General features: G+C 70.5%; 15 protein-coding genes and 4 tRNA genes. 5 read left to right on the forward strand and 14 right to left on the reverse strand.

The features are described from left to right. Window positions 1-10: 10 nt before the first annotated feature. The 3 genes from ACWGDB_RS04700 to ACWGDB_RS04710 form a co-directional block, all read right to left on the reverse strand. The gene (locus ACWGDB_RS04700) at window positions 11-3,289 is read right to left on the reverse strand and encodes a S8 family serine peptidase (RefSeq protein ID WP_453821099.1); all 3,279 of its coding nucleotides are present in this window, start codon (window positions 3,287-3,289) and stop codon (window positions 11-13) included. Between the two features lie 556 nt (window positions 3,290-3,845). Next, a complete protein-coding gene (locus ACWGDB_RS04705) occupies window positions 3,846-4,193 on the reverse strand; it encodes a hypothetical protein (protein WP_453821352.1) in 348 nt (115 codons plus the stop codon). A 346-nt stretch (window positions 4,194-4,539) separates the two neighbouring features. Further along, complete coding sequence (locus tag ACWGDB_RS04710) at window positions 4,540-4,740, reverse strand: hypothetical protein (protein ID WP_453821100.1); 201 nt, start codon at window positions 4,738-4,740, stop codon at window positions 4,540-4,542. Between the two features lie 227 nt (window positions 4,741-4,967). On the opposite strand from ACWGDB_RS04710, the gene ACWGDB_RS04715 reads away from it, so the two are divergent. Continuing rightward, window positions 4,968-5,486: a DUF5994 family protein gene (locus ACWGDB_RS04715; protein WP_453821101.1), complete on the forward strand. Its 519-nt coding sequence runs from the start codon at window positions 4,968-4,970 to the stop codon at window positions 5,484-5,486. An 11-nt stretch (window positions 5,487-5,497) separates the two neighbouring features. Here the strand turns inward: ACWGDB_RS04715 and ACWGDB_RS04720 are convergent, their stop codons facing one another. The 10 genes from ACWGDB_RS04720 to ACWGDB_RS04765 all read right to left on the reverse strand — a co-directional run bounded on the left by ACWGDB_RS04720 (window position 5,498) and on the right by ACWGDB_RS04765 (window position 17,286). Next, window positions 5,498-6,265 carry an ANTAR domain-containing protein gene (locus tag ACWGDB_RS04720; protein ID WP_453821102.1) on the reverse strand — a complete coding sequence of 256 codons (768 nt, stop codon included), beginning with the start codon at window positions 6,263-6,265 and terminating at the stop codon, window positions 5,498-5,500. After that, entirely contained in the window at window positions 6,262-6,648 is a 387-nt protein-coding gene (locus ACWGDB_RS04725; protein ID WP_453821103.1) for a hypothetical protein, read from the reverse strand. Before ACWGDB_RS04725 ends, ACWGDB_RS04720 begins: the two co-directional genes overlap by 4 nt. A 79-nt stretch (window positions 6,649-6,727) precedes the next feature. After that, window positions 6,728-7,096 (reverse strand): STAS domain-containing protein, encoded by a 369-nt coding sequence (locus tag ACWGDB_RS04730; protein WP_453821104.1) that lies wholly within the window; start codon window positions 7,094-7,096, stop codon window positions 6,728-6,730. Window positions 7,097-7,334: 238 nt separating this feature from the next. Beyond that, complete coding sequence (locus tag ACWGDB_RS04735; RefSeq protein WP_453821105.1) at window positions 7,335-8,339, reverse strand: STAS domain-containing protein; 1,005 nt, start codon at window positions 8,337-8,339, stop codon at window positions 7,335-7,337. Window positions 8,340-8,717: 378 nt separating this feature from the next. Next, a tRNA-Lys gene (locus ACWGDB_RS04740) sits at window positions 8,718-8,790 on the reverse strand. Window positions 8,791-8,920: 130 nt separating this feature from the next. Beyond that, the gene (locus ACWGDB_RS04745) at window positions 8,921-10,471 is read right to left on the reverse strand and encodes an amino acid permease (protein ID WP_453821106.1); all 1,551 of its coding nucleotides are present in this window, start codon (window positions 10,469-10,471) and stop codon (window positions 8,921-8,923) included. Window positions 10,472-10,519: 48 nt separating this feature from the next. Then, window positions 10,520-13,618, reverse strand: a complete 3,099-nt coding sequence (locus tag ACWGDB_RS04750; protein WP_453821107.1) for an FG-GAP-like repeat-containing protein — start codon at window positions 13,616-13,618, stop codon at window positions 10,520-10,522. 229 nt (window positions 13,619-13,847) lie between these two features. Beyond that, a complete protein-coding gene (locus ACWGDB_RS04755; protein WP_453821108.1) occupies window positions 13,848-16,001 on the reverse strand; it encodes a DEAD/DEAH box helicase in 2,154 nt (717 codons plus the stop codon). A gap of 275 nt (window positions 16,002-16,276) precedes the next feature. After that, window positions 16,277-16,816, reverse strand: coding sequence for a hypothetical protein (locus tag ACWGDB_RS04760; protein ID WP_453821109.1), 540 nt, complete (start codon window positions 16,814-16,816; stop codon window positions 16,277-16,279). A 119-nt stretch (window positions 16,817-16,935) separates the two neighbouring features. Continuing rightward, on the reverse strand, window positions 16,936-17,286 hold the full coding sequence (locus ACWGDB_RS04765; protein WP_383607980.1) for a metallopeptidase family protein: 351 nt from the start codon (window positions 17,284-17,286) through the stop codon (window positions 16,936-16,938). Between the two features lie 85 nt (window positions 17,287-17,371). Here ACWGDB_RS04765 and ACWGDB_RS04770 point away from each other — a divergent pair, with 85 nt between their 5' ends. From ACWGDB_RS04770 to ACWGDB_RS04785, 4 genes are all read left to right on the forward strand, one after another. After that, a complete protein-coding gene (locus ACWGDB_RS04770) occupies window positions 17,372-18,934 on the forward strand; it encodes a metallophosphoesterase family protein (RefSeq protein ID WP_453821110.1) in 1,563 nt (520 codons plus the stop codon). A gap of 80 nt (window positions 18,935-19,014) precedes the next feature. Continuing rightward, window positions 19,015-19,087, forward strand: a tRNA-Glu gene (locus ACWGDB_RS04775). 37 nt (window positions 19,088-19,124) lie between these two features. Further along, window positions 19,125-19,199, forward strand: a tRNA-Asp gene (locus ACWGDB_RS04780). A 25-nt stretch (window positions 19,200-19,224) separates the two neighbouring features. Beyond that, window positions 19,225-19,298, forward strand: a tRNA-Phe gene (locus tag ACWGDB_RS04785). Between the two features lie 339 nt (window positions 19,299-19,637). Here ACWGDB_RS04785 and ACWGDB_RS04790 read toward each other — a convergent pair. After that, complete coding sequence (locus tag ACWGDB_RS04790) at window positions 19,638-19,826, reverse strand: IS200/IS605 family accessory protein TnpB-related protein (RefSeq protein ID WP_453821111.1); 189 nt, start codon at window positions 19,824-19,826, stop codon at window positions 19,638-19,640. Between the last annotated feature and the right edge of the window lie 21 nt (window positions 19,827-19,847).

Below are 19,847 nucleotides of genomic sequence, written 5' to 3' on the forward strand. Positions count from 1 at the left end.
GTGACGACGACTACGGCGTGACCTTCTCGATGCTCACCCCGCCGACGCCCGCGGTCGTCCCGCGCGTGTTCACCAGCCGTACCTCACCGAAGAGCTCACGGCCCTCGGGCACGGCCCGCGCGACGGTGACGTCCGCCGCCGCCTTCGCCGAGTCACCCGTACCGAGCTTCACCGGCGCCGCCTCGTCGACGGTGACCGAGCCGAGCGCGGAGGAGAAGTAGGCGTCCCGGTAGTCGTACGCGGTCGAGCCGGACGGCACCTCGAAGCCGGCCACCTCGACGGTGTACTTGCCGGCGGCCGGGTCGGCGACGGAGACGGACTCCTCGGCGTCGCCGTCCGCGGACTGGCCGACCAGCTTGCCCTGGGCGTCGTACACCGACAGGTCGAGGTCGGCGCCCAGGTCGGAGACCTTGCCGATGGAGACGTCCAGCGAGGTGGTGCCCTCGGGCACCTCGATGGTGCTGGTGTGCGTCTCACCGCCCTTGATGGTCGGCCGCGCGGTCTTCGACGAGCCGAGCGCGCCGCCCTTGAGGTTGCCCTCGACGGCCTCCAGCTTGTTGGTCACCGTCCAGGAGGCGGCGACCGGGGTGCCGACCTCGGCCTCCGGCACGGTCACGGACCCCGGGTCGAAGGAGGCGCCGTACACGGTGGCGTTCAGCTTGAACGGGTTGTCCAGCAGCGCCGACGTACGGCGCGAGTCGACCAGGATCTCCCAGACGCCGGGCACCGGTTCGGCGGACTCGGGGAGGTCCTTGGTGTCCGGGCTGTTGTCCGCGGCGGGGACGCCGTAGGGGTTGATGGCGGTGAAGAACGTCCGGCTGCCCTGCTTCAGCCCGCCGAGCGTGATCTCCAGCGACTTCGTGCCCTCCGGGACGGTCACGAAGTACGACCTGAAGTTGTTGCGCTGCACCGAACCCGAGGCGGTGAAGGTGTACTTGGCCGGCGTGGAGACGACGACGGTGGTGAGGATCTGCTTGTCCACGCCGACCGTCCTCGGGTCGTCGGCCTCCAGGATCGCGCTCTTGATGCCCGCCTGCTTCGGCGCGGCCTGCACCTTGACGGTCACCGGCTTGTTCAGCGGCAGGTCGACGGCCTTCGGGCCGAGGATCGAGAAGGTGCGGGCCTTGTCGTTGGCCAGGCGCAGGGTGTGCGGGAGCGAACCGGCGGGGCCGGACGTACGGGTGACGGTGACGTCGTACGTCTTCTTCTTGCCGGCCTTCAGGCCGCCCTCGCGGTCGTACAGGCCGGTGCCGGAGCCCGGCGTCTTCAGCGCCTGGTCGAGCGCGGTGTCGACCGGGGCCTTCACGGCGTAGTCGTGGGCGGTGGCGCCTGCCCTGACCGCCTTCCAGGCGTCGGCGACGTCGATGCGGCCGGCGCCCTCCTCGTATGCCTGGAGTCCCTCGATGTGGTGGGCGGTCGAGGTGAGGGCCGTGCGCAGCTTCTCGGGCGTCAGCTTGATGCCCTTCTGCTTCGCGGCGGACAGCAGCAGCGCGGACGCGCCCGCGGCCTGCGGGGACGCCATCGAGGTGCCGTTGTACATGGCGTAGCCGGCCGGGAGCTTCCAGCCCGCCTCGGCGATGGGCGCGCCCGGCATCCAGGCCGGGATGGTGCTCACCGCGGCGCCGGGGGCCACGACGGTCGGGGTGAACCCGCCGTCCTCACGCGGGCCGCGCGAGGAGAAGTTGAACAGCTGGTACTTGGTGCGCACGCCGGTGCCGTAGTTGGCGGCGAAGGTCTCCTTGGAGACGCCCGCGCCGACCGAGATGACCTTGTCGGCGAGGCCCGGGTCGCCGATGGTGTTGGCGCCGGGGCCGGAGTTGCCCGCGGACAGGACGAGCTGGACGCCGTAGGTGTCGATGAGCCGCGTGTAGAGCTCCGCACGCGCGTTGTTGCCGTCGTTCAGCGGGGGCAGGCCGCCGATGGACATGTTGACGACGTCGACGCCACGGTTGGCGACGAGGTCGATCATGCCCTCGGTGAGCGCGACGCTGGAGCAGCCGGGGCCGAAGACGCAGGCCCGGGAGGACACAATCTTCGCGCCGGGTGCCTGGCCGTCCATCCTGCCGCCGAGCAGGCCGTTGGCGGCGGTGATGCCGGCCACGTGGCTGCCGTGCGCGCCGGCGGTGAGGCCGATGTTGACGAAGTCGGCCTTCTTGCCGGTCCAGTCGCCGCCCAGCGGGTCCATCGGGACGTCCTTGCGGACCTCCACGACGAAGTCCTGGCTCTCGGCGATGCCGGTGGCCGGGTCGTCGGTGCCGAAGCGGCCGACCTGGTGGCCGTCCTGGTACGGCTTCATCGGGGTGTCGTCGGTGAAGTCGCCGTTGTCGTTCACGTCGACGGTGACCTTGCCGGCCTTGGGGTCGTACAGGACGCCCCAGTCGTCGGTCGTGTCGCCGTCGCGGTTGACGTCACCGTCGGCGTCGCCGTCCGCGGCCTTGCCCTGCTCGGTGACGTCCTCGCGGAAGGTGCTGACCTGGTACGCCCCCTCGGGCGCCTTCCAGCTCCTGCCCCCGAACGTGAAGGACGGCCCGGAGACGGAGGTGGTCATCGCCCGCCAGGTGCCGTCGCCGTCGACGATCGGGTCGGTGGCGGTCACCCAGTCGACGATCTTGCGCTCACCGGTGGTCGTCTTCTGCAGCGCGGGGCTCGCGAGGTCGACGCCGGTGTCGAGGACACCGATGGTGACGCCGCGGCCGTCCGCCTTCGGGTTCTTCTTCACGAAGTCGACGGCGCCCGTCTCGAAGGACGGGTTGTACGGGTTCTTCGCGGGGGTGTTCTTGCCGGGGCCGGGGTAAGTCGCCGCGGAGGCGCTCGACTTGGCGCCGCTGTCGAGGCCCGGCTCCTCGAGGGGTATCTCGTCCCGCAGGTCGATGGCCTGCACGGAGGAGAGCTGCGCGGCGGCCGAGATGGCGGCCTCCGCCCTGCCGGTCGGCACGGTGGCCCGCACATAGCCGAGCTTGTCGTAGGTACGGCCCACGGAGCCGCCCTTGACGGCGTCCAGCTCCGCGGCGACCTTCTCGGTCTGTCCGGGCGAGGTGGCGATCATCATCGTGACCGTCTTGTCGCGCTGCGCCTTGGCCTCGGCGAGGAGGTCGGCGTCGTCCGCACCGAGCTTGTCGTGGGCGGACTTGACGCCGGGGTCGGCCGCGGTGGCATTGGAGCCGTCCGCGGCAAGGGCGAGGGGGAGGGGGCCGGCCGCGGAGAGCGCGGCCACGAGGCCTGCGGCCACGGCGATACGGGCGGCGCGTTTCGCGCCCGATATCGGGGCCATGTGGGGGGTGGGGGGCATGGTGATCCCTGGTGCTGAAGGAACGTAGACGTCGGCGGCCGGATCGAGCACCTTCGACCGCCGCGGTCCGGAATGTGATCCCGGATGATCGCCCAGCTTTCCTCAAGGGACCGTTTTCTGTTGATAGTTCGGGGTGGAGAGATCTTCACCTGGCACAAACCCGCCAAGCGCCATCGCGGACGTATCCGAACAGCCTGTGACATTCCTGTGAGGCGGCGGGGACGGGCGGGATGCCGGAGGTTTGGGAGGCGCGGCCCCTGCGCGGCACTGAACTCCTCCATCGCCCGGCCCTCAGCAGTTCGGCTTCTTCCTCGATGCAGCCGAGGGCGACCGGCCGGACCTGGCCGACCCTGCTTGTCCGAGCCGAGGACGGACGGCGGCGCCGGCACGATCGCGCCCGACAGCGTGAACCCTCGCCACGACCGGCCCGCCGCCCGTCACCCTGCGGGATCTGCGCCACGTCGCCACGAGGCTCACGCACGAGCCTCAAGACGAGACAGCGCCCGACCCGACCGAAGTCGACCCGGGCGCAGCGGCACCGTCCGCTCACCCATGTTCAGAGGCGGAGCAGTCGTTGGGTGACCTCCCGGTACTGCCTCAACGCGAGATGGAGTTCGGCGGACTGCGTTTCGGGATCGTGGTCCTGCCATCCCGCGCGGAGAGTACGCCGCTGTTCGGCGAGGACCGCCATGAGCTGAGCCGTGGCTTCGTCGAAGGCGCCTTCGGCCTCCTCCAGTGACTGAAGCGGGGTGTCGGGGAAGGTGTTGAGGGCCCGTCCGAGACGCCGGGCGATCTTGTCACGCTCGGCCGACGGGAACAGTGGTGCCGGGCCGGGGCCGCGGCTTCCCGCAACTCCGCGGGGCTGGTCTGCGGGCTGTCGAGCGCGATTCTGGTCGTACATCATCAAGTGCCGCTTCCTGTGCGTCGTGCCGGATTTCCGGAGCGGCATGGCACTGCGCCATGCCGCCAGTCAGCGTCCGGCGCCGACCCGTGTCAACGCGATGCCGCTCTCCGAACGAACGCGGTTGTTACACAGTCGGGAGTACGGTGGAGAACACGAGGGCCTTTCTTGTGCCGGAACTCGGACCGGCTCCGAACCGCCCCGTCGTGGTCCAGCCCTCCTGTTCCGGTGAGTCCACCAGACCACATTCCTTCCCCAGCACGCCACCGTCCTCAGGGGCAGCCCGTGACCCCGGCCGCGCCATTCGCATCCAGGCCGAGGAGCCACGTATGCGCTCCGTCCCCCCACGTCAACGACGCTCACGGGTCTCGGCGTCGGCGTCGATGCGCTTCCAGGGCGACGTCATCGGCTGGGTCGCCGCCCCCCCCACCGCCGCCACCACGACTTCGCCGACAGACACGCTTTCGACCTGCCGGCCGACCGCGGCATCCGTGCCGTCGCCCACGTGGTGCGGCGTAACCGCCTTGCTGCGGGCGGGACTTGTGCGCATGGCTCTGCTCCATCACGTCACTCACCTGGAGCGTGAACTCCCTCTGCCACATGGTCGGTGAGCGCCTCCGACCCCACCAGCGGGCGCCGCCGCAGGAACCCGCCTCGACCCGACGTGCCCCCAGCCCTGCGGGTGACCGGCGGGCTTCCCGATCGCCGTCGGCCCGGGAGTACCGTGAAACCAAGAAGCCACTCGGTTTCCTCGTCCCCGGCAGGCAGGCGAGTGCGATGTCCGATCCCGACTCCCCGCGTGTGACCAGGCTCCTGCCGGACGCTGTCCACCAGGCAGTACAGCCCGGGACGGCCGTCGTACGGCTGGAGACGACACACGACCGGCAGGGAGTGCTCGACGGGGCATGGTGGCCACGTTCCCGTGACATCGCCGCCGAGCTTCCCGACCTGATCACCGCGCTGACCGAGTACCTCGGACCCGTCACACGGGTCGGCCTGGACGCGGACGCCTGGGAAGAGCTGCCCACGCGGATGACCATCGACGACCGTGTCGTCCACATCGACTCCTCTCCGGTCGGCGACGACACCGTCCTCATCATTCGGGGCGAGCAGGATCTCTTCTCGCTCCTCGTGGTCCCCCCGCACGCCACGCCCGACGCCGCGCGCGCGGCCATGGCCGAGGCCGTCCGCGCGGGCAGCGAGTCGCAGGCCGAACAGATCCTCGTCGACACCGGCACCGCCCGAAGGGACCCGGCGCCACGGAAGACCCACGGGCCCGCCGCGAACAGCCCGTGACACTGCGGCGGTCAGCTGCGGCGGTCCTCGTGCCGGATCGTCGCGGGCGCCGGGATCACGGTGGTGTCGAAGGCGCCCGAGATGATCTGTGCGGCGAGATCCGACAGGCGCAGGTGACGCGCGCGGGCGTAGGACCGGAACATCTCGAAGGCGTCGTCGACGGGGATGTTCCAGCGTTCCGCCAGGAGGCCCTTGGCCTGCTCGATGAGGACGCGGCTGATCAGCGCGGTCTCCAGTTGGCTGTTCTCGACTTGCGACTGTTCCAGGGTGCGCTGCTGGAGGATCGCGATGGTGGCCACGTCGGCGAGTGCCTGGGCGAGCGCGATGTCGTCGTCGCCGAGGTGGTGCGGCGTGGTCTGGAAGAGGTTGAGGGCGCCGACGATCCGGTTGCGCAGGCGCAGTGGGATGGCGTGCGTGGTCACGTACCCCGTCTCGCGGGCCCGTGCGGCGAAGCGTGGCCAGTCGGCGGTGGTCCCCGGCCGCATCAGGTCGATGTTCGCCCGGGCGGTGCCGCTGCGGTAGCACTCGACGCACGGGCCCTGGTCGTGCTGGAGCGCGAAGAGTTCCAGCAGGCGGGTGTGCTCGTCGGAGGCGGCGATGATCTGCAGTTCACCCTGCGCGTCCGCGAGCAGGATCCCGGCCGCCGACACGTCGAGCAGCTCGACGCACCGCGCGGACAGCCGCTGCAGCAGGTCGATGACGTCGAAGTCCTCGACGAGGGAGTCCGCCACCTCCACGAAGATCTCGGACACACGGCGTTCGCGGGCCATGCCGATCATCCCTTTCCGGTTTCGGGCGGATACGGCCCGCTCACATCGTCGTCGGTGTCGTCGGCGAAGCGCAGCTGCGGGCGACCACTTCCGCCGCGACCTCGCCGAGGGAGCGCACTGCTGTAGGAGTGGGCACGCAGCGGCAGCAGGGCGCCTCCATGTCCACGCCCAGCTGCCAGGAACCGGCCGAGCCCGAATCCGTCCACGCTCCGGATGAACTGCAACCGCTCGAACCGCCCGCTCAGCTCGGGGTGGCACCACAGCGGCGGCGCCGTCCGGCCGTCGTCCAGGAGCAGCGACAGCTCGACGCCCGCGGCACGCAGCGGCTGTGCCCACGCCTGCGCAGCGTCGCCGCCCCACCCAGGCGCGGCGACCGCAGGGGAATCGGCCATGCCGTCGCTGATCACCGGTCATCGCTCCGCGCCGGCCGCGGTGCTCCGGCGCGCGGCGCCGGCCGGCCTCCGCCGTACATCACGCGGGCCCGTCCACCGCCGCACGGTCCGCAGGTACGTCCTGCCAGGCGTCCTGGGCACTGGCGTACCGCGGGAACCGCTTCAGCAGATCCGCGGCCCGGAACACCAGATTCGATGCCCGCCGGGTGTCGACCACGCGCACCCATCCGCTCCGCCCGCGGCAGTCGCGCCACGCCGCGCACAAGGGGTCCAGGACGCTGCCGTCCATGAACGTCACATCGCTCAGGTCAACGATCAGAAACAGTCGGCCGGTGCCGTGGCGGGCGTCCTCCAGGTCACGCGCGAAGGCCGGCGTGGTCGTCAGGTCCAGTTCGCCGCCGACCCGGACCACGCGGCACTCGTCGAACAGATCGGGGTACGGGCCCATGTGTGCCCATCTCCTCTGTCGCTGAGGTGGCTTTTGCCTTGCGCAGGGCCTCTGTTGCGCGGAAGGGGACTTCACGGAGAGGGCCGGGGTCACGGGCAGCCGTACGACCAACGTACTACCGGCACGGAGGAGGCGGGCCCCTTTCTCCAGGTATTGACGGATTGTCAAAGAGGCCCTCCGATGTCGCCCAGGTCCAGCCGCCGGACCGGGCCTTCGGGGGAGCGGACCACCTCTCCCACTACGCCCGGCCCCGCCCGGTGCCCCGAGGGGCAGGCACCGGAGGTCCGCTGTCCCGGGACAGGGTCAGCACGCAAGGAGCGCCCCGTCCGGGCAGCCCGACCAACTCTCCGTGGTTCAGCCAGCCCCACGACTCGTAAGCGGCTTGTCCGGCCCGGTCGGCCGGGTGCAGCAGGGCGACCCCGAGTGCGGCGTGCCGATCGGCCAGCAGACGCTGCTGCAGGCGGCGGCCGATGTCGCGGTGTTGGCCCTGGTGCTGAGCCACGACCTGGGTGAGGAGCAGGAACCCGGTACCGCCGGCGAGCCGCCCGATGCACTCCTGCAGCCCTCGCTCGGACCGGCCCTCGGGGCTCACCGGAAATCCGAAGCTGCATCCCACCAACACCGTCGTCTCGGCGAGCAGCAACGCGAAGCCGGGCCGTCGCGCGCTGACGGCAAGCCGCCACAGGAAGTCGATTCGCTCTCGGTGCGCCTGTCCCGAGGAGCCCGCGACGGGTGGCACGGCCAAGTCGGCGATATCTTCTCTCATCCCCTCTGCCTGCCAGCGGTTCAGCCGGCGCAGCCGAATACCGTCCTTGACCACCGGCACATCCGCGTGACCGCCGGACGCGCCTGTCCCCCCGGCCAACCCGACCGACGCAGATGTGTCGAGCAGGTCATGGAGCAGTGCGGGTGGCACCGCGTGGGCCGGGGCCGCGAGGAGCAGGGGAGCGGAGCCGGTGGCTGCGAGGAGCCGGGTGATCTGCGCGCACGGATGGTGCAGCCGCAGCGCGGCGTGCACCCGCTCGGCACTGCGTGACGCCGTCAGGAACACGTCCAGGCCCTTGGCGTCGCAGGAGCCCACGGTGGTGAGATCGACGTCGATGACGGTCATGCCGTCACGCAAGCACTGGTCCAGCGCGGCCCGCAGCAGGGGCGCCGTGGCCGGCCCCACCTCGCCCAGGAGCGTGACCAGGGCTCGCTCCCCCTTGTCACGCCGGTGGATGTCCAGCCGCCGCACCGCCATCACCCCGCCCCTCGGCAGGGATTCACAACGACCCGGGAAGGGTGCGGAGTTGCAGTGATCGCGGCGTACATGCTGCCGACCCGTCTCCGCACCGTCCGCTCGGGCGGCCCGGGGTTCGTCTCGCGCCGAGGACGCCCCGGCAAGACGGCCGGAATGCGCGATGCCCTCGGTATCTCCACCGTACGCCGCCGACGGTCTCGACCCGCACTCTCGGACGGGCTCATCGAAACCGAGCGCACCGCCTGCCGGACGGCTCATGGGGACGTCCGCAGCAGAGGGCCCACCTGTGGGCCGAAAACGAAGCAGCGCCCGAGCCAACTTATGTCGTCTCAGGCGCTGCGCAGCAGGTCAGAGAGGTATCCCCCGTCACCCGCACCGTAGGCCCTGTGGGACTCGAACCCACAACCAATGGATTAAAAGTCCACTGCTCTGCCAATTGAGCTAAGGGCCCTGGCGATGTTGCCTCCCCGAGCATAGCCGCACGTGGCCGTGGATCCGATCGGGTATCGGGGTCACGGCCACGTCAGCGGTGGCGGAGGGCCGCAGAAGGAGCTCTCGCGCAGCCCGCTTGCGCCGAAGCGCTACGGATCCACCGGTTCGGGCGCCCCCGCACGGGCCGCGTCCCGGGCGATCGTGCGCTCGTGGTCGGGGTTGAGGAACCAGTGCCGGGCCGACGCGAGCCACCAGGTCGCGGCGAAGCCCAGGACGACCAGGACGGCGACCGGCGCGTAGTTGAAGGTCTCCCAGGTCACCGGGGACACCTGCGGCAGCATGAACAGCACCGTGATCACGCCGACCCACGTCACCGCCACCACCCCGACGACCCCCGACCAACGGCCCAGGTGCCACGGCCCGCGCTCGAACGCCTCCCCCTTGCGCAGCCTCAGCAGCGTCGGAATGACGTACGCGATGTAGAGACCGATCACCGCGATCGAGGTCACCGCCGCGTATGCCGTGACGTTGATCAGATACGGCAGCCCGAGCACCAGTGCCCCGCCCGCGGCCAGCCACACCGCCGCCACCGGCGTCCGGGTGCGCGGGGAGACGGTGTGCCACACGCGCGAGAAGGGCAGGGCGCCGTCGCGCGAAAAGGCGTAGATCATGCGGCTGTTGGCCGTCACGGACGCCATCCCGCAGAACAACTGCGCCCCGATGACGACCAGCAGGAGCAGCTTGCCCGCCGTCGCCCCCAGCGCGTCGAGCAGGATCTGCGCGGGTGGCGCGCCCGTCGGGGACGTGAGGGCACCCTGGTACGACTGGATCGCGAAGGTGAAGCCCAGCAGGAGAACGAAGCCCGCGATCCACGACGTCCAGATCGACTGCACGATCCCCTTCGGGCCCGCCGTCGACGCGTCGTGCGTCTCCTCCGTCATGTGCGCCGAGGCGTCGTACCCGGTGAAGGTGTACTGCGCCATCAGCAGGCCGACCAGAACGACGTACACCCCGCTGCCCCAGCCGGTGTTGTTCACGAACTCGCCGAACACGAAGGACGCCGACCGGTGCTCGTCCGGTACGAAGGTCAGCGCGCCGACGATCACCGCGACGCCCAGCACGTGCCACCACACGCTGATGCCGTTCAGCAGCGCGACGATGCGCACGCCGAAGGTGTTGAGGAGGCCGTGCAGGACGAGGATGCCCGCGAAGAGCAGGATCGTGCGGCCCGGGGTCACCTCGAAACCGAACTGCAGGTTGAGGTACGCGCCCAGGAACGACGCCGCCCCGAAGTCGATGCCGGCGGTCACCGCCACCTGGCCCAGCACGTTGAACCAGCCCGTGAACCACGCCCAGGCGGCTGCCGTACGCGGCGGCGCGAGCCGGTGCGCCCAGAAGTACAGGCCGGCGGACGTCGGATACGCCGAACAGATCTCGGCCATGGCGAGGCCGACGAACAGGGTCATCAGACCCACGGCCAGCCAGCCCCAGGTGATCACCGCCGGGCCGCCCGTGTTCATGCCGAACAGATACAGCGTCAGGCAGCCCGACAGGACCGAGATGATCGTGAAGGAGACCGCGTAGTTGGAGAACGCCGACATGCGGCGGGCGAGAACCTGCGTGTAGCCGAGCTGGGCCAGCCGCTCTTCGTCCGAGACCTTCCCGGAGGACCGCCCGCCCACTATGGCGTCATCTGTCATGTCCCCAGCAATTCCCGTGCCGAGGACATGACACACGTCACAGTTTGGCTAGAAGAGCCCCTTGTAGCCCTGCCAGCCACTCGCGATCTTCACCCGCGCCCCGAACGACCCCTTGCCGTCACCGTTGTTGCGCCAGAGACTGCCGCCGCCGTCCCGCGAGACGAGGTCGGCCTTCCCGTCACCGGTGAGATCCCCGGGAGCGACGACGGCGTTGTAGCCCGTGCCCCAGTTCGCGAAGACCTTCACACGGTCCTTCAACAGCCCGTCGCCCAGACCGTTGTAGCGCCACAGCGTCCCGGCCTTGTCACGGGCGAGGACGTCCGCGTGCCCGTCGCCGTTGAGGTCCCCGGCGCCCAGGATCTTCGTGTAACCCGTCCACGCCGAACGGATCTTCTTCCCTGCCGCCAGCGTCCCGTCGCTCTTCGCCGCGAAGAGGTGGATGTCGCCGGTCGACGCCTTCCGCGCCAGCAGGTCGGCCCTCTTGTCGCCGGTCAGATCACCGGGCGAGGTCAGCACGTTGTACGCGTTCCAGCCCGTGCCCAGCTTCGAGTACGCCGTCGACGGGGTGAGCGCCTTGCCGCAGCCGGGCTTGTAGCCGCGCAGCGAACCGTCGCTCATCCGCACCAGCACGTCATTGCACCGGTCGCCGTTCAGATCCCCGAACGGCACCGCGACCGCCTTCGTCGACCAGCCACTCCCCGAGACCTTCCCGGAGAAGGTGCCCTTGCCGGTGCCCTGCTGGAAGGTCAGCGCGCCGGAGGAGTTGAGGGTGAGCAGATCGCCCACGCCGTCCGGCAGCCCCTCGGAACCCGCGTGGTCGTGCCGGACCGGCTCGCCGCGCAGCAGCCTCACCGTGCCGCGCACCTCCAGCGGCGCGCCCACGCCGTCGGCGGGCGTGACGGCGAGCGTCCAGTCGTAGGAGCCGCTCGGCACGAACGCATCGCCGGTCCGCGCCGGGTTGTACCCGTCCCACCCGACACTCAGCTCACCGCGCGCGGCACCCCCACTGGTCGTGTCGACGACCTTGCCCGCCTTGTCCCGCACCGTCAGCTTCCAGCCCGCAGAGGGCTTGGACAGCAGCACGGTGGTCAGGGTGTCCGGCGCGACGTCGATCCCGCGCGCCTCGACGGACACGGCGCTCTGCGCAGGCGCGAGAAGCCGCAGCGGCTGCTGAGGCACTCCGGACGGTACGAGGTGCACCCGCTGCTGGTCGTCGACGTATGCCGCGTTGGCGCCGGCCCTGTCCACCGTCCAGCGCACCTCGCGCTGCGAGTCGCCGGTGTGAGGCAGGTCGCCGATGATCCGGCTCGCCGGGGTACCGCCCGCGACCGTGGTGAGCGTGAGCTTCCCGGCCTGCTTGTCGTGCGTGAGCACGTACCCGTCGCCGAGTTTCGCCTCGTCCGTCGGTACCGGCACGGACTTCTTCGCCGTACGGTCGTAGACACCGGCCCGGCCGTCGCAGGTCCAGTACAGGTAACGGCCGAGCGCCTGGAGCTGGACGGGCTTGCAGCCCGCGTCGGTGGTGACCGTGGTGGACTTCCTGGTCGACAGGTTCAGCGCCGTGACGGTGCCCGGGGCCGCGCCGGCCGTCCACAGCACATCGCCGTCGATTGCGGTGGCGGCCGTCGTCCGGGCGACCGGGTCACCGTGCTCACCGACCCTGTACACGAACCGCGTGCCCGGGTCCGTGTACAGGACGTACCGCCCGGACACATCGAGGATGCGCCCGTCGAAGGGCACATCCCGCTCCCACAGGCCCCCGTCCTTCGGGCCGTTGACGTGGAGCGCATAGGACTCGGCCTCACCGAAGTCCATCCAGGCGATCCGGCCGTCGGCGGTCCCGAAGATCTGCGAGCAGGCCAGCTCCCCCACCGAGCAGCCGGCGATCTCCGGGGCGGACCCGGGCGTGAAGCCGGAACGCTCGCCGAACTCGGGCGTTCCGGTGGCGGCAACGGTCCGTACGTAGTCGTTGCGCTGCGCGCCCTTGCTGGTGTCCACGACGACCAGGCGGCCCTGTTCCAGGGAGATGCCCTGGATCACGGCCGGCGGCTTCGGCATGGCCTTGATCCGCGTGACGACCGGGCGTCCGTCCGGGCCCGGCTGGATGCGCTGAACGCCCCAGTCGCCGGCGGCGGTGTCCGTGAGGCCGATCGCCACCGCGCTGCCGTCGGGGACCCCGGACACGCGCAGGTTCGAACTCGGCAGCAGGGTCACCGTGGGCCCGCCCGCGATGGGCTTCGCACGCACCGAATACCCCGCGCTGGGCCGGTGGATCAGCCAGTCACCGACGACCGCGAGGTCCTGCGTGGGGCTGACGCCCCCGCCCTCCATCGTGACCTCGACCGGCGCGGCGGACAGATCGGAGCGGGAGAAGACCTTGACGACAGGGTTGTTGATGTTGAACAGGACCACATGGTCGCCGGTGACCTGCGCCTTGCCGTAGGCCTCGGAGACGGGCGGGGTCACGCTCTGGACCTGTCCCGTCCGCTTGTCGACCATGACCCAGACGTAGGGCCCCCAAGCACCCGGACGCCCCGCCGTGAACAGCAGCCCGTCGGCGTCCGCGGCCCTGGGCGGCCCGAGGGCGTACCCCTCCGGCAGCCCGGTGACCTGCACGTCGCGCGTGCCGCCGTCGGCCTCCGGAATCAGCAGGTGCACGTCCTTCACGCTCGCCCCGGCCTCGTCGGTCCGGTTCCGGTAGGCGACCACCAGGTCCTCATAGGCGGTGAGATAGGTCATGCCCTCCGGCACCCGCACCGTACGAGTCGTGCCGTCGGCAGCGTTCCACAGGTCAACCCGGCCGTCTGCGTAGCGGTATGCAAGGACGTCTCCGCCGGCCGTGCCGTAGCTGGAGTACCCGGCCGGATGGACCACCTTCGTCGACCTGCCGTCCGCATACCGCGTCCACACCAGCCCGGAGCCCTCCAGGGTGTGGAACACCCCCTGTGCGCCGGCACCGTTGTTCCCTGCGTAGTTCGACCCGCCGTAGAGGGCACCGGAGGGGTACGTGCTCCGCAGCGTCGCCGGCACCACCTTCTCCTGCGGCACGTCCGGGGCGGCGGCCGCCGGAAGCGACGGGCTGAGGCCGGCGGCCACTACGGCGGCGGCCGCGACGAGACGCAGTCGTACGAAGCCATGACGAGGCAAGAGGGTCCCTCCCCGGGAAGCAGGAGACGGTCCCGGCGCACTCACAGCGCCCAAGGCCCCCCGGCCTTCACATCCGTCTCACAAGTCGGCTGATCTTACAGCCACCGAACAGACGTCCGGGGAAGAGGTTTTCCGGCGGGCTCCAACGAAAAGCGCCGGGGTCCCACCGTCGGAACGGTGGGACCCCGGCGCGCAGTCACCTCACACGGCGTCAGCCGATGCGGCAGGCTCAGCCGTTGCGCTTCCAGCGGGGCTTGTCCTCGCGGCGTCCGAAGGACGACGAACCGCCGGTGCCACGGTGGTCGTCACGACGGCCGTACGGCCGCTCGTGGCCGCCGGAGCGGAAACCGGGGCGGTCGTCGCGACGGTCGCGGTTGAAGGGACGGTCGCTGCCACGGTGACCGCCACGCTCGTCACGCCGCTCGAAGGAACGCCCGGCGGCCGGCCGGTCGTCACGGCGGAAGCCGCCACGGTCGTTGTCACGGCGCTCGAACGGACGGCTGCCACGGTCACGGTCGAAAGAACGGCCACCACGGTCACCGCCCCGGTCACCACGGTCGTCACGACGGGACCCACCACGGTCGTTGTCACGGCGCTCGAAGGAACGGCCGCCACGGTCACGGTCGAAAGAACGGCCACCACGGTCACCGCCCCGGTCACCACGGTCGTCACGACGGAAGCCGCCACGGTCGCCGTCCCGGTCCCGACGCTCGAAGCCACGGTCGCCGCGGTCACGGTCGCGGTTGAACCCACCACGGTCGTTGTCACGGCGCTCGAAGGAACGGCCGCCACGGTCACGGTCGAAGGAACGGTCACGGTCGCGGTTGAACCCGCCCCGGTCGTCCCGCCGCTCACGACGCTCGTACGGCGCCGAAGCCTCTGCACGCTCGGCCCGGTCGACGTCCTGCGCCGCCGGCTGCTCCGGCACAACCGCCTCGACGGCCTCGGCCGCCGCGGCCTGCGCCTCGGCCACCGCAGTCTCGGGGTCCTCACCACGCTCGCGCGCCGCGCGGGCGACGAGCCGGTCGGACTCCTCACGCAGCTCGACCGCACGCCGCTGCGCCCGCTCCAGCTGCTTGGTGAGCTGAGCCACGTCACGCTCGGCCTGCTGAGCCGCGTTGCCCGCCGACTCCGCCTGGACCTCGGTCATCGAACGGGCGCCGGTGATCTCGGCGACCTCCGGGTCGAAGGCGTTGCCGCCCTGGATGATGTGGCGCGAGGCATCGACGCCCGCGTCCTCCATCAGCCGGAAGATCTGGCGCCGCTGGTGCGGCAGGGAGAGGGAGACGACCGTACCGGTCCGCCCCGCACGCGCCGTACGGCCCGCGCGGTGCAGGTAGTCCTTGTGGTCACCGGCCGGGTCCACGTTCAGCACGAGGTCGATGCCGTCGACGTGGATACCGCGCGCGGCGACATCGGTGGCGACGAGGACGTTGACGTAACCGTCCTTGAAGTCGGCCAGCGTCCGGGTGCGCGCACCCTGCGTCATACCGCCGTGCAGCGCGTCCGCCTTCGCACCCGCGTCGCGCAGCTGCTCGGCGACACGGTCGGCGCCCAGCTGGGTGCGGACGAAGATGATGGTGCGGCCCTTGCGGGAGGCGATCGCGGCGGTGACCGGCGCCTTGTCCTTGGGCTTCACGATCAGGATGTGGTGCGACATGGTCGTCACGGCACCCTGCGCGGCGTCGACCTCGTGCAGGACCGGGTCCTTCAGGTACCGGTCGACGAGGGTCTTGATCTCGTTCTCCATGGTCGCGGAGAAGAGCATGCGCTGACCGCCGGCCGGGACCTGGTCGAGCAGCTCGGTGACCTCGGGCAGGAAGCCCAGGTCGGACATCTGGTCGGCCTCGTCGAGAACGGCGACCTCGACGTCCTGCAGCGAGCAGGCGCCACGGCTGATGATGTCGCGCAGTCGGCCCGGAGTGGCCACCAGCACGTCCACGCCGCGCTCCAGGGCGTAGATCTGGTTCCCCATCGACGTACCGCCGCAGACGACCTTCATCTTCAGGCCGAGCTGGTCGCCGTAGGGCTGGAGAGCGTCCGCGACCTGCATCGCGAGCTCACGGGTCGGGGTGAGGATGACGGCACGCGGACGGTGCTTTTCGGTGCGGCCGCCGGAGAGGCGGGCCAGCGTCGGGAGACCGAACGACAGCGTCTTGCCGGAGCCGGTACGACCGCGCCCCAGGATGTCCTTGCCGGCCAGGGCGTCCGGGATGGTCGCGGCCTGGATCGGGAAGGGGGTGGTCACGCCGTTCTGCGCGAGCTTGCGCACGACGCCCTCGGGGAGACCGAGGTCGCCGAAGGTGACCGTGGGGGTCTCCTCGACAGACTCGTTCTCGCCGTTCTCGGGCACGACGACGTGATCAGTACTGGAAATGGACATGCGTATGCGAAACCTTCCGGAGTCTCGTCGGCACGCGCCCGTCAACTCCGTGATTCGCACACGACCGCCTCTATGCGGTCCGCCACGGCAAGGGAGAGTACGCGCCACACGGCGCGCTCTGCAGTGGCGCCGGGCAAATGGGATCAAACGATCTACCACCATACGCACCCCCATCCCCCCAACGCAAACCGGCCGTCACCCTTGTAGGCAACGTCACTCGCCCCGGCCGTGGGCACCCTCACACGCCCTGCCCCTCGGCTCCCGCCGGCCCTACCTCACGCCGGCGCCCCCGCAGCCGGCGCCGGCTCCCGCTGAGCCAACTGCGGCCCCGTCTCCTCATGGGCCGACGACGAAGGCTCGGCCGCCGTGGGCGTCGGCGTATCGGACGTCGGCTGCTCCGTCGGCGTCGGCTCCGGATCCGCCGTCCGGGTGGGCGTCGGCACAGCAGTACGCGTAGGACCCGGCTTCTCGCTCTGCCCCGGCCTCACCGGCGGCCTGCCCCCGGCGGGAGCAGACGCACTCACATCCGCGGACGGCGAGACCGACGGAGAACCCGACCCCGCACCCTTGTCCGCATCCTTGCCCTTGCCCTTCCCCTTCGCCCGCTTGCCGTCATCCGCGTGCGCCCCGAACCCGGCCCCGCCCCCCGACACCGCAGAACCACCGTCGGGCGCCTCACCACCCCGCTGCCCCGCCGAATGCGACGGCTTGGCACCCCCGCCACCACCGTCGTCACCCACACTCATACAGCCGGCGGCAGCCGCGACGGCCATCGCCGTGGCAGCCAGACGGACAGGTACGTACAAAGGGCGCACGGGAGCCACCTCCAGGGGCGGGCGAGAAAGTCAACCTGCCCAACTCCCGCCGCCCACAAGAGGACACGCGCCCGCACCACCACGACACAACCCCGACGCCGAAAGGCCCCGGAGCCACCTCACCCGTACCCGAGCGCGTGCAACCGCTCGTCGTCGATCCCGAAGTGATGCGCGATCTCATGCACCACCGTCACCTCGGTCTCGGCCACGACCTCCTCCCGCGACGCGCACATCCGCAGCGTCGGCCCCCGGTAGATCGTGATCCGGTCCGGCAGCACCCCGGCATACCACTCCCCGCGATCGGTCAACGGAGTCCCCTCGTACAACCCGAGCAGCTCGGGATCGTCCGCCGGCGGTTCGTCCTCGACGAACACCGCGACGTTGTCCATCAGCCGCGTCAACTCCGGCGGAATCCGGTCCAGCGCCTCGGCGACCAGTTCCTCGAACTCCTCGCGCGTCATCTCCAGCACACGCCCATTGTCAGGCACGAACCAGTCAAGAAGGAGCCGCCAACGGCCCCGCATATCCACCACGGCACTTGGGCATACGGGACCAATGGCCCGCGTCCCCGCCGCGTTCAGGAAAGCTTTCGGACCCCTCCCCAGGGCCCCGCGCGCCCTCGCCCGCCGCTACGCCACCCGCCGCCCAGGCCCCACCCCCGAACTCGTCACCCAGCCCCACCCCTGGTCACGCGCCGTCGGCCTGGTCGCCGTCGTCCTCATCGGCACCTGGCTCGGCCTGCTGATCGTCGGCAACGTCCGGGCCCCCGTCGGCCCCATGAACACGACGATGACCCTGCGCCCCTCCCTCACCGGCGGCACAAAGATCAACGTCTCCCCCCTCGGCGCCCTCCAACTCGACAGCCACATCGCCCCGGTCCGCCTGGACGTCAACGTCGACCAACTCGACCCCGTCCGCTCCCAGGCCCTCGTGGACCACCCCGAACGCCTCTCCGGCCTCCAGGACGAAGTCACCCAGGACGTCACCCACGGCACCGTCGACCTGGCCCTGCGCAGCTGCGTCGCCGTCGTCACCGGCGCCACCGCCCTCGGCCTCGCCGTCTACCGCCGCCCCCGCCGCGCCCTCGCCGCCGGCGGCCTCGCCCTCACCCTCCTGGCCGCCTCCGGTGGCACCGCCTACGCCACCTGGAACCCGGAGTCGGTCCTGGAACCGAAGTTCTCGGGCCTGCTGTCCTCCGCCCCGTCCCTGGTCGGCAACGCCCGCAGCATCGTCACCGAATTCGACGTCTACCAAAAGGAGTTGGCCCGCCTGGTCACAAACGTGACCAAGCTCTACGACGCCACCTCCACACTCCCCGCCTACGCGCCGGACCCCACCACCATCCGCGTCCTGCACGTCTCCGACATCCACCTCAACCCGGCGAGCTGGAAGATCATCGCCTCGCTCGTCGACCAGTACAAGGTCAACGTCATCGTCGACTCCGGCGACACCATGGACCACGGCACCGCCGCCGAGAACGGCTTCCTCGACCCCATCGAGGACCTCGGCGCCCCCTACGTCTGGGTCCGCGGCAACCACGACTCGCGCCTCACCCAGCGCTACCTCGAGGACCTCAAGAACGTCCACGTCCTCGACGACGGCAACGCGAAGACCATCGCCGGCCTGCGCTTCGCCGGCATCGGCGACCCCCAGTTCACCCCCGACCGCTCCCAGATCCCGGGCGGCGACGCCGCCAACGAACTGGCGGGCGCCCGCCTGGCCACCTCCCTCCGCGACCAGAAGACCGCCGGCACCCCCGTCGACGTCGCCGTCGCCCACGAACCCGTGGCCGCCCGCGAGACCGACGGCGAGGTCCCCCTCGCCCTGGCCGGCCACGTCCACCACCAGGAAATGGAGCTCCTCCCCTACGGCACCCGCCTGCGCATCGAAGGCTCCACCGGCGGCAGCGGCCTGCGCGCGATCGAGGGCAAGCACCCCGACCCCATCCAGACCTCGATCCTCTACTTCGACCGCGACACCCGCCGCCTCCAGGCCTGGGACGAGATCGAACTCGGCGGCCTCGGCCTCACGACCGCGGAGGTGAGGCGCCACCTGGTGGAGGAGAACCAACCGGGCGCCACCGAATCCGAGACGACGTCCCCCGCCCCCACCCCGTAAACCGTTTTGGCGATACCTCCCGCCATCCCATATGCTTCTCACGTCCCCGACGCGCTGAGAAGCGCCCAGGCGGGCCGATAGCCCTCATCGTCTAGCGGCCTAGGACGCCGCCCTTTCAAGGCGGTAGCACGGGTTCGAATCCCGTTGGGGGCACGCAGTACGGTGTGCGACACTGTCGTACGCATCGCAAGGTCCTGTGGAGCAGTTTGGAGTGCTCGCCACCCTGTCAAGGTGGAGGCCGCGGGTTCAAATCCCGTCAGGACCGCAAAGGCTTTGCAAAAAGCCTTGACGGCTGGGTAGCTCAGTTGGTACGAGCGATCGCCTGAAAAGCGATAGGTCGCCGGTTCGACCCCGGCCCCAGCCACAGGCAAGGCCCCGATCTTCGGATCGGGGCCTTCTTGTTTCATCTTGCTTGCTGTACGAGCGTCCGCGTCCGCTACCGGGCACATACCCCCCGGCTTGCAGCTCGGCCCACCGATGGCTTCGGCGGAACCGGCGCATCCAGTCCTCAGGCCACGAGCTTGAGGGCAGGGACCTGTGACTCGGCCCCGCAGACCCACGCCCGCCAGCCGCGTTGGCCGATGACGTGGGACGCGTTCAGGTCCGCGTGCTCAACGAAGCCGCAGGACCTGCAGGCGAAAAACGGCCTGATGAGGCCGGTTGCGCTTGTCGATGTGATGGCAGTGCGAGCATTCCTGGCTGCTTACGCCGGAGAGACGTACACCACGGGCACTCCGGCCCTCCGCGCTTTGTAGGCGATGAAGGAGCCGAGCTGGCCGAAGGCCCAGGAGTTGATCGTGACGCGTTGGGGCTTTTTCAGCCGTGCCCGTTCGCGGATGCCGCTCAGGTCTTCGAGGGCGATTCCGCGGCCGGTGCGTTGTGCCTCCGCCACGATGTGCTTGCTGATCTTGTG

This window comes from Streptomyces sp. NPDC055013 (assembly GCF_053608645.1).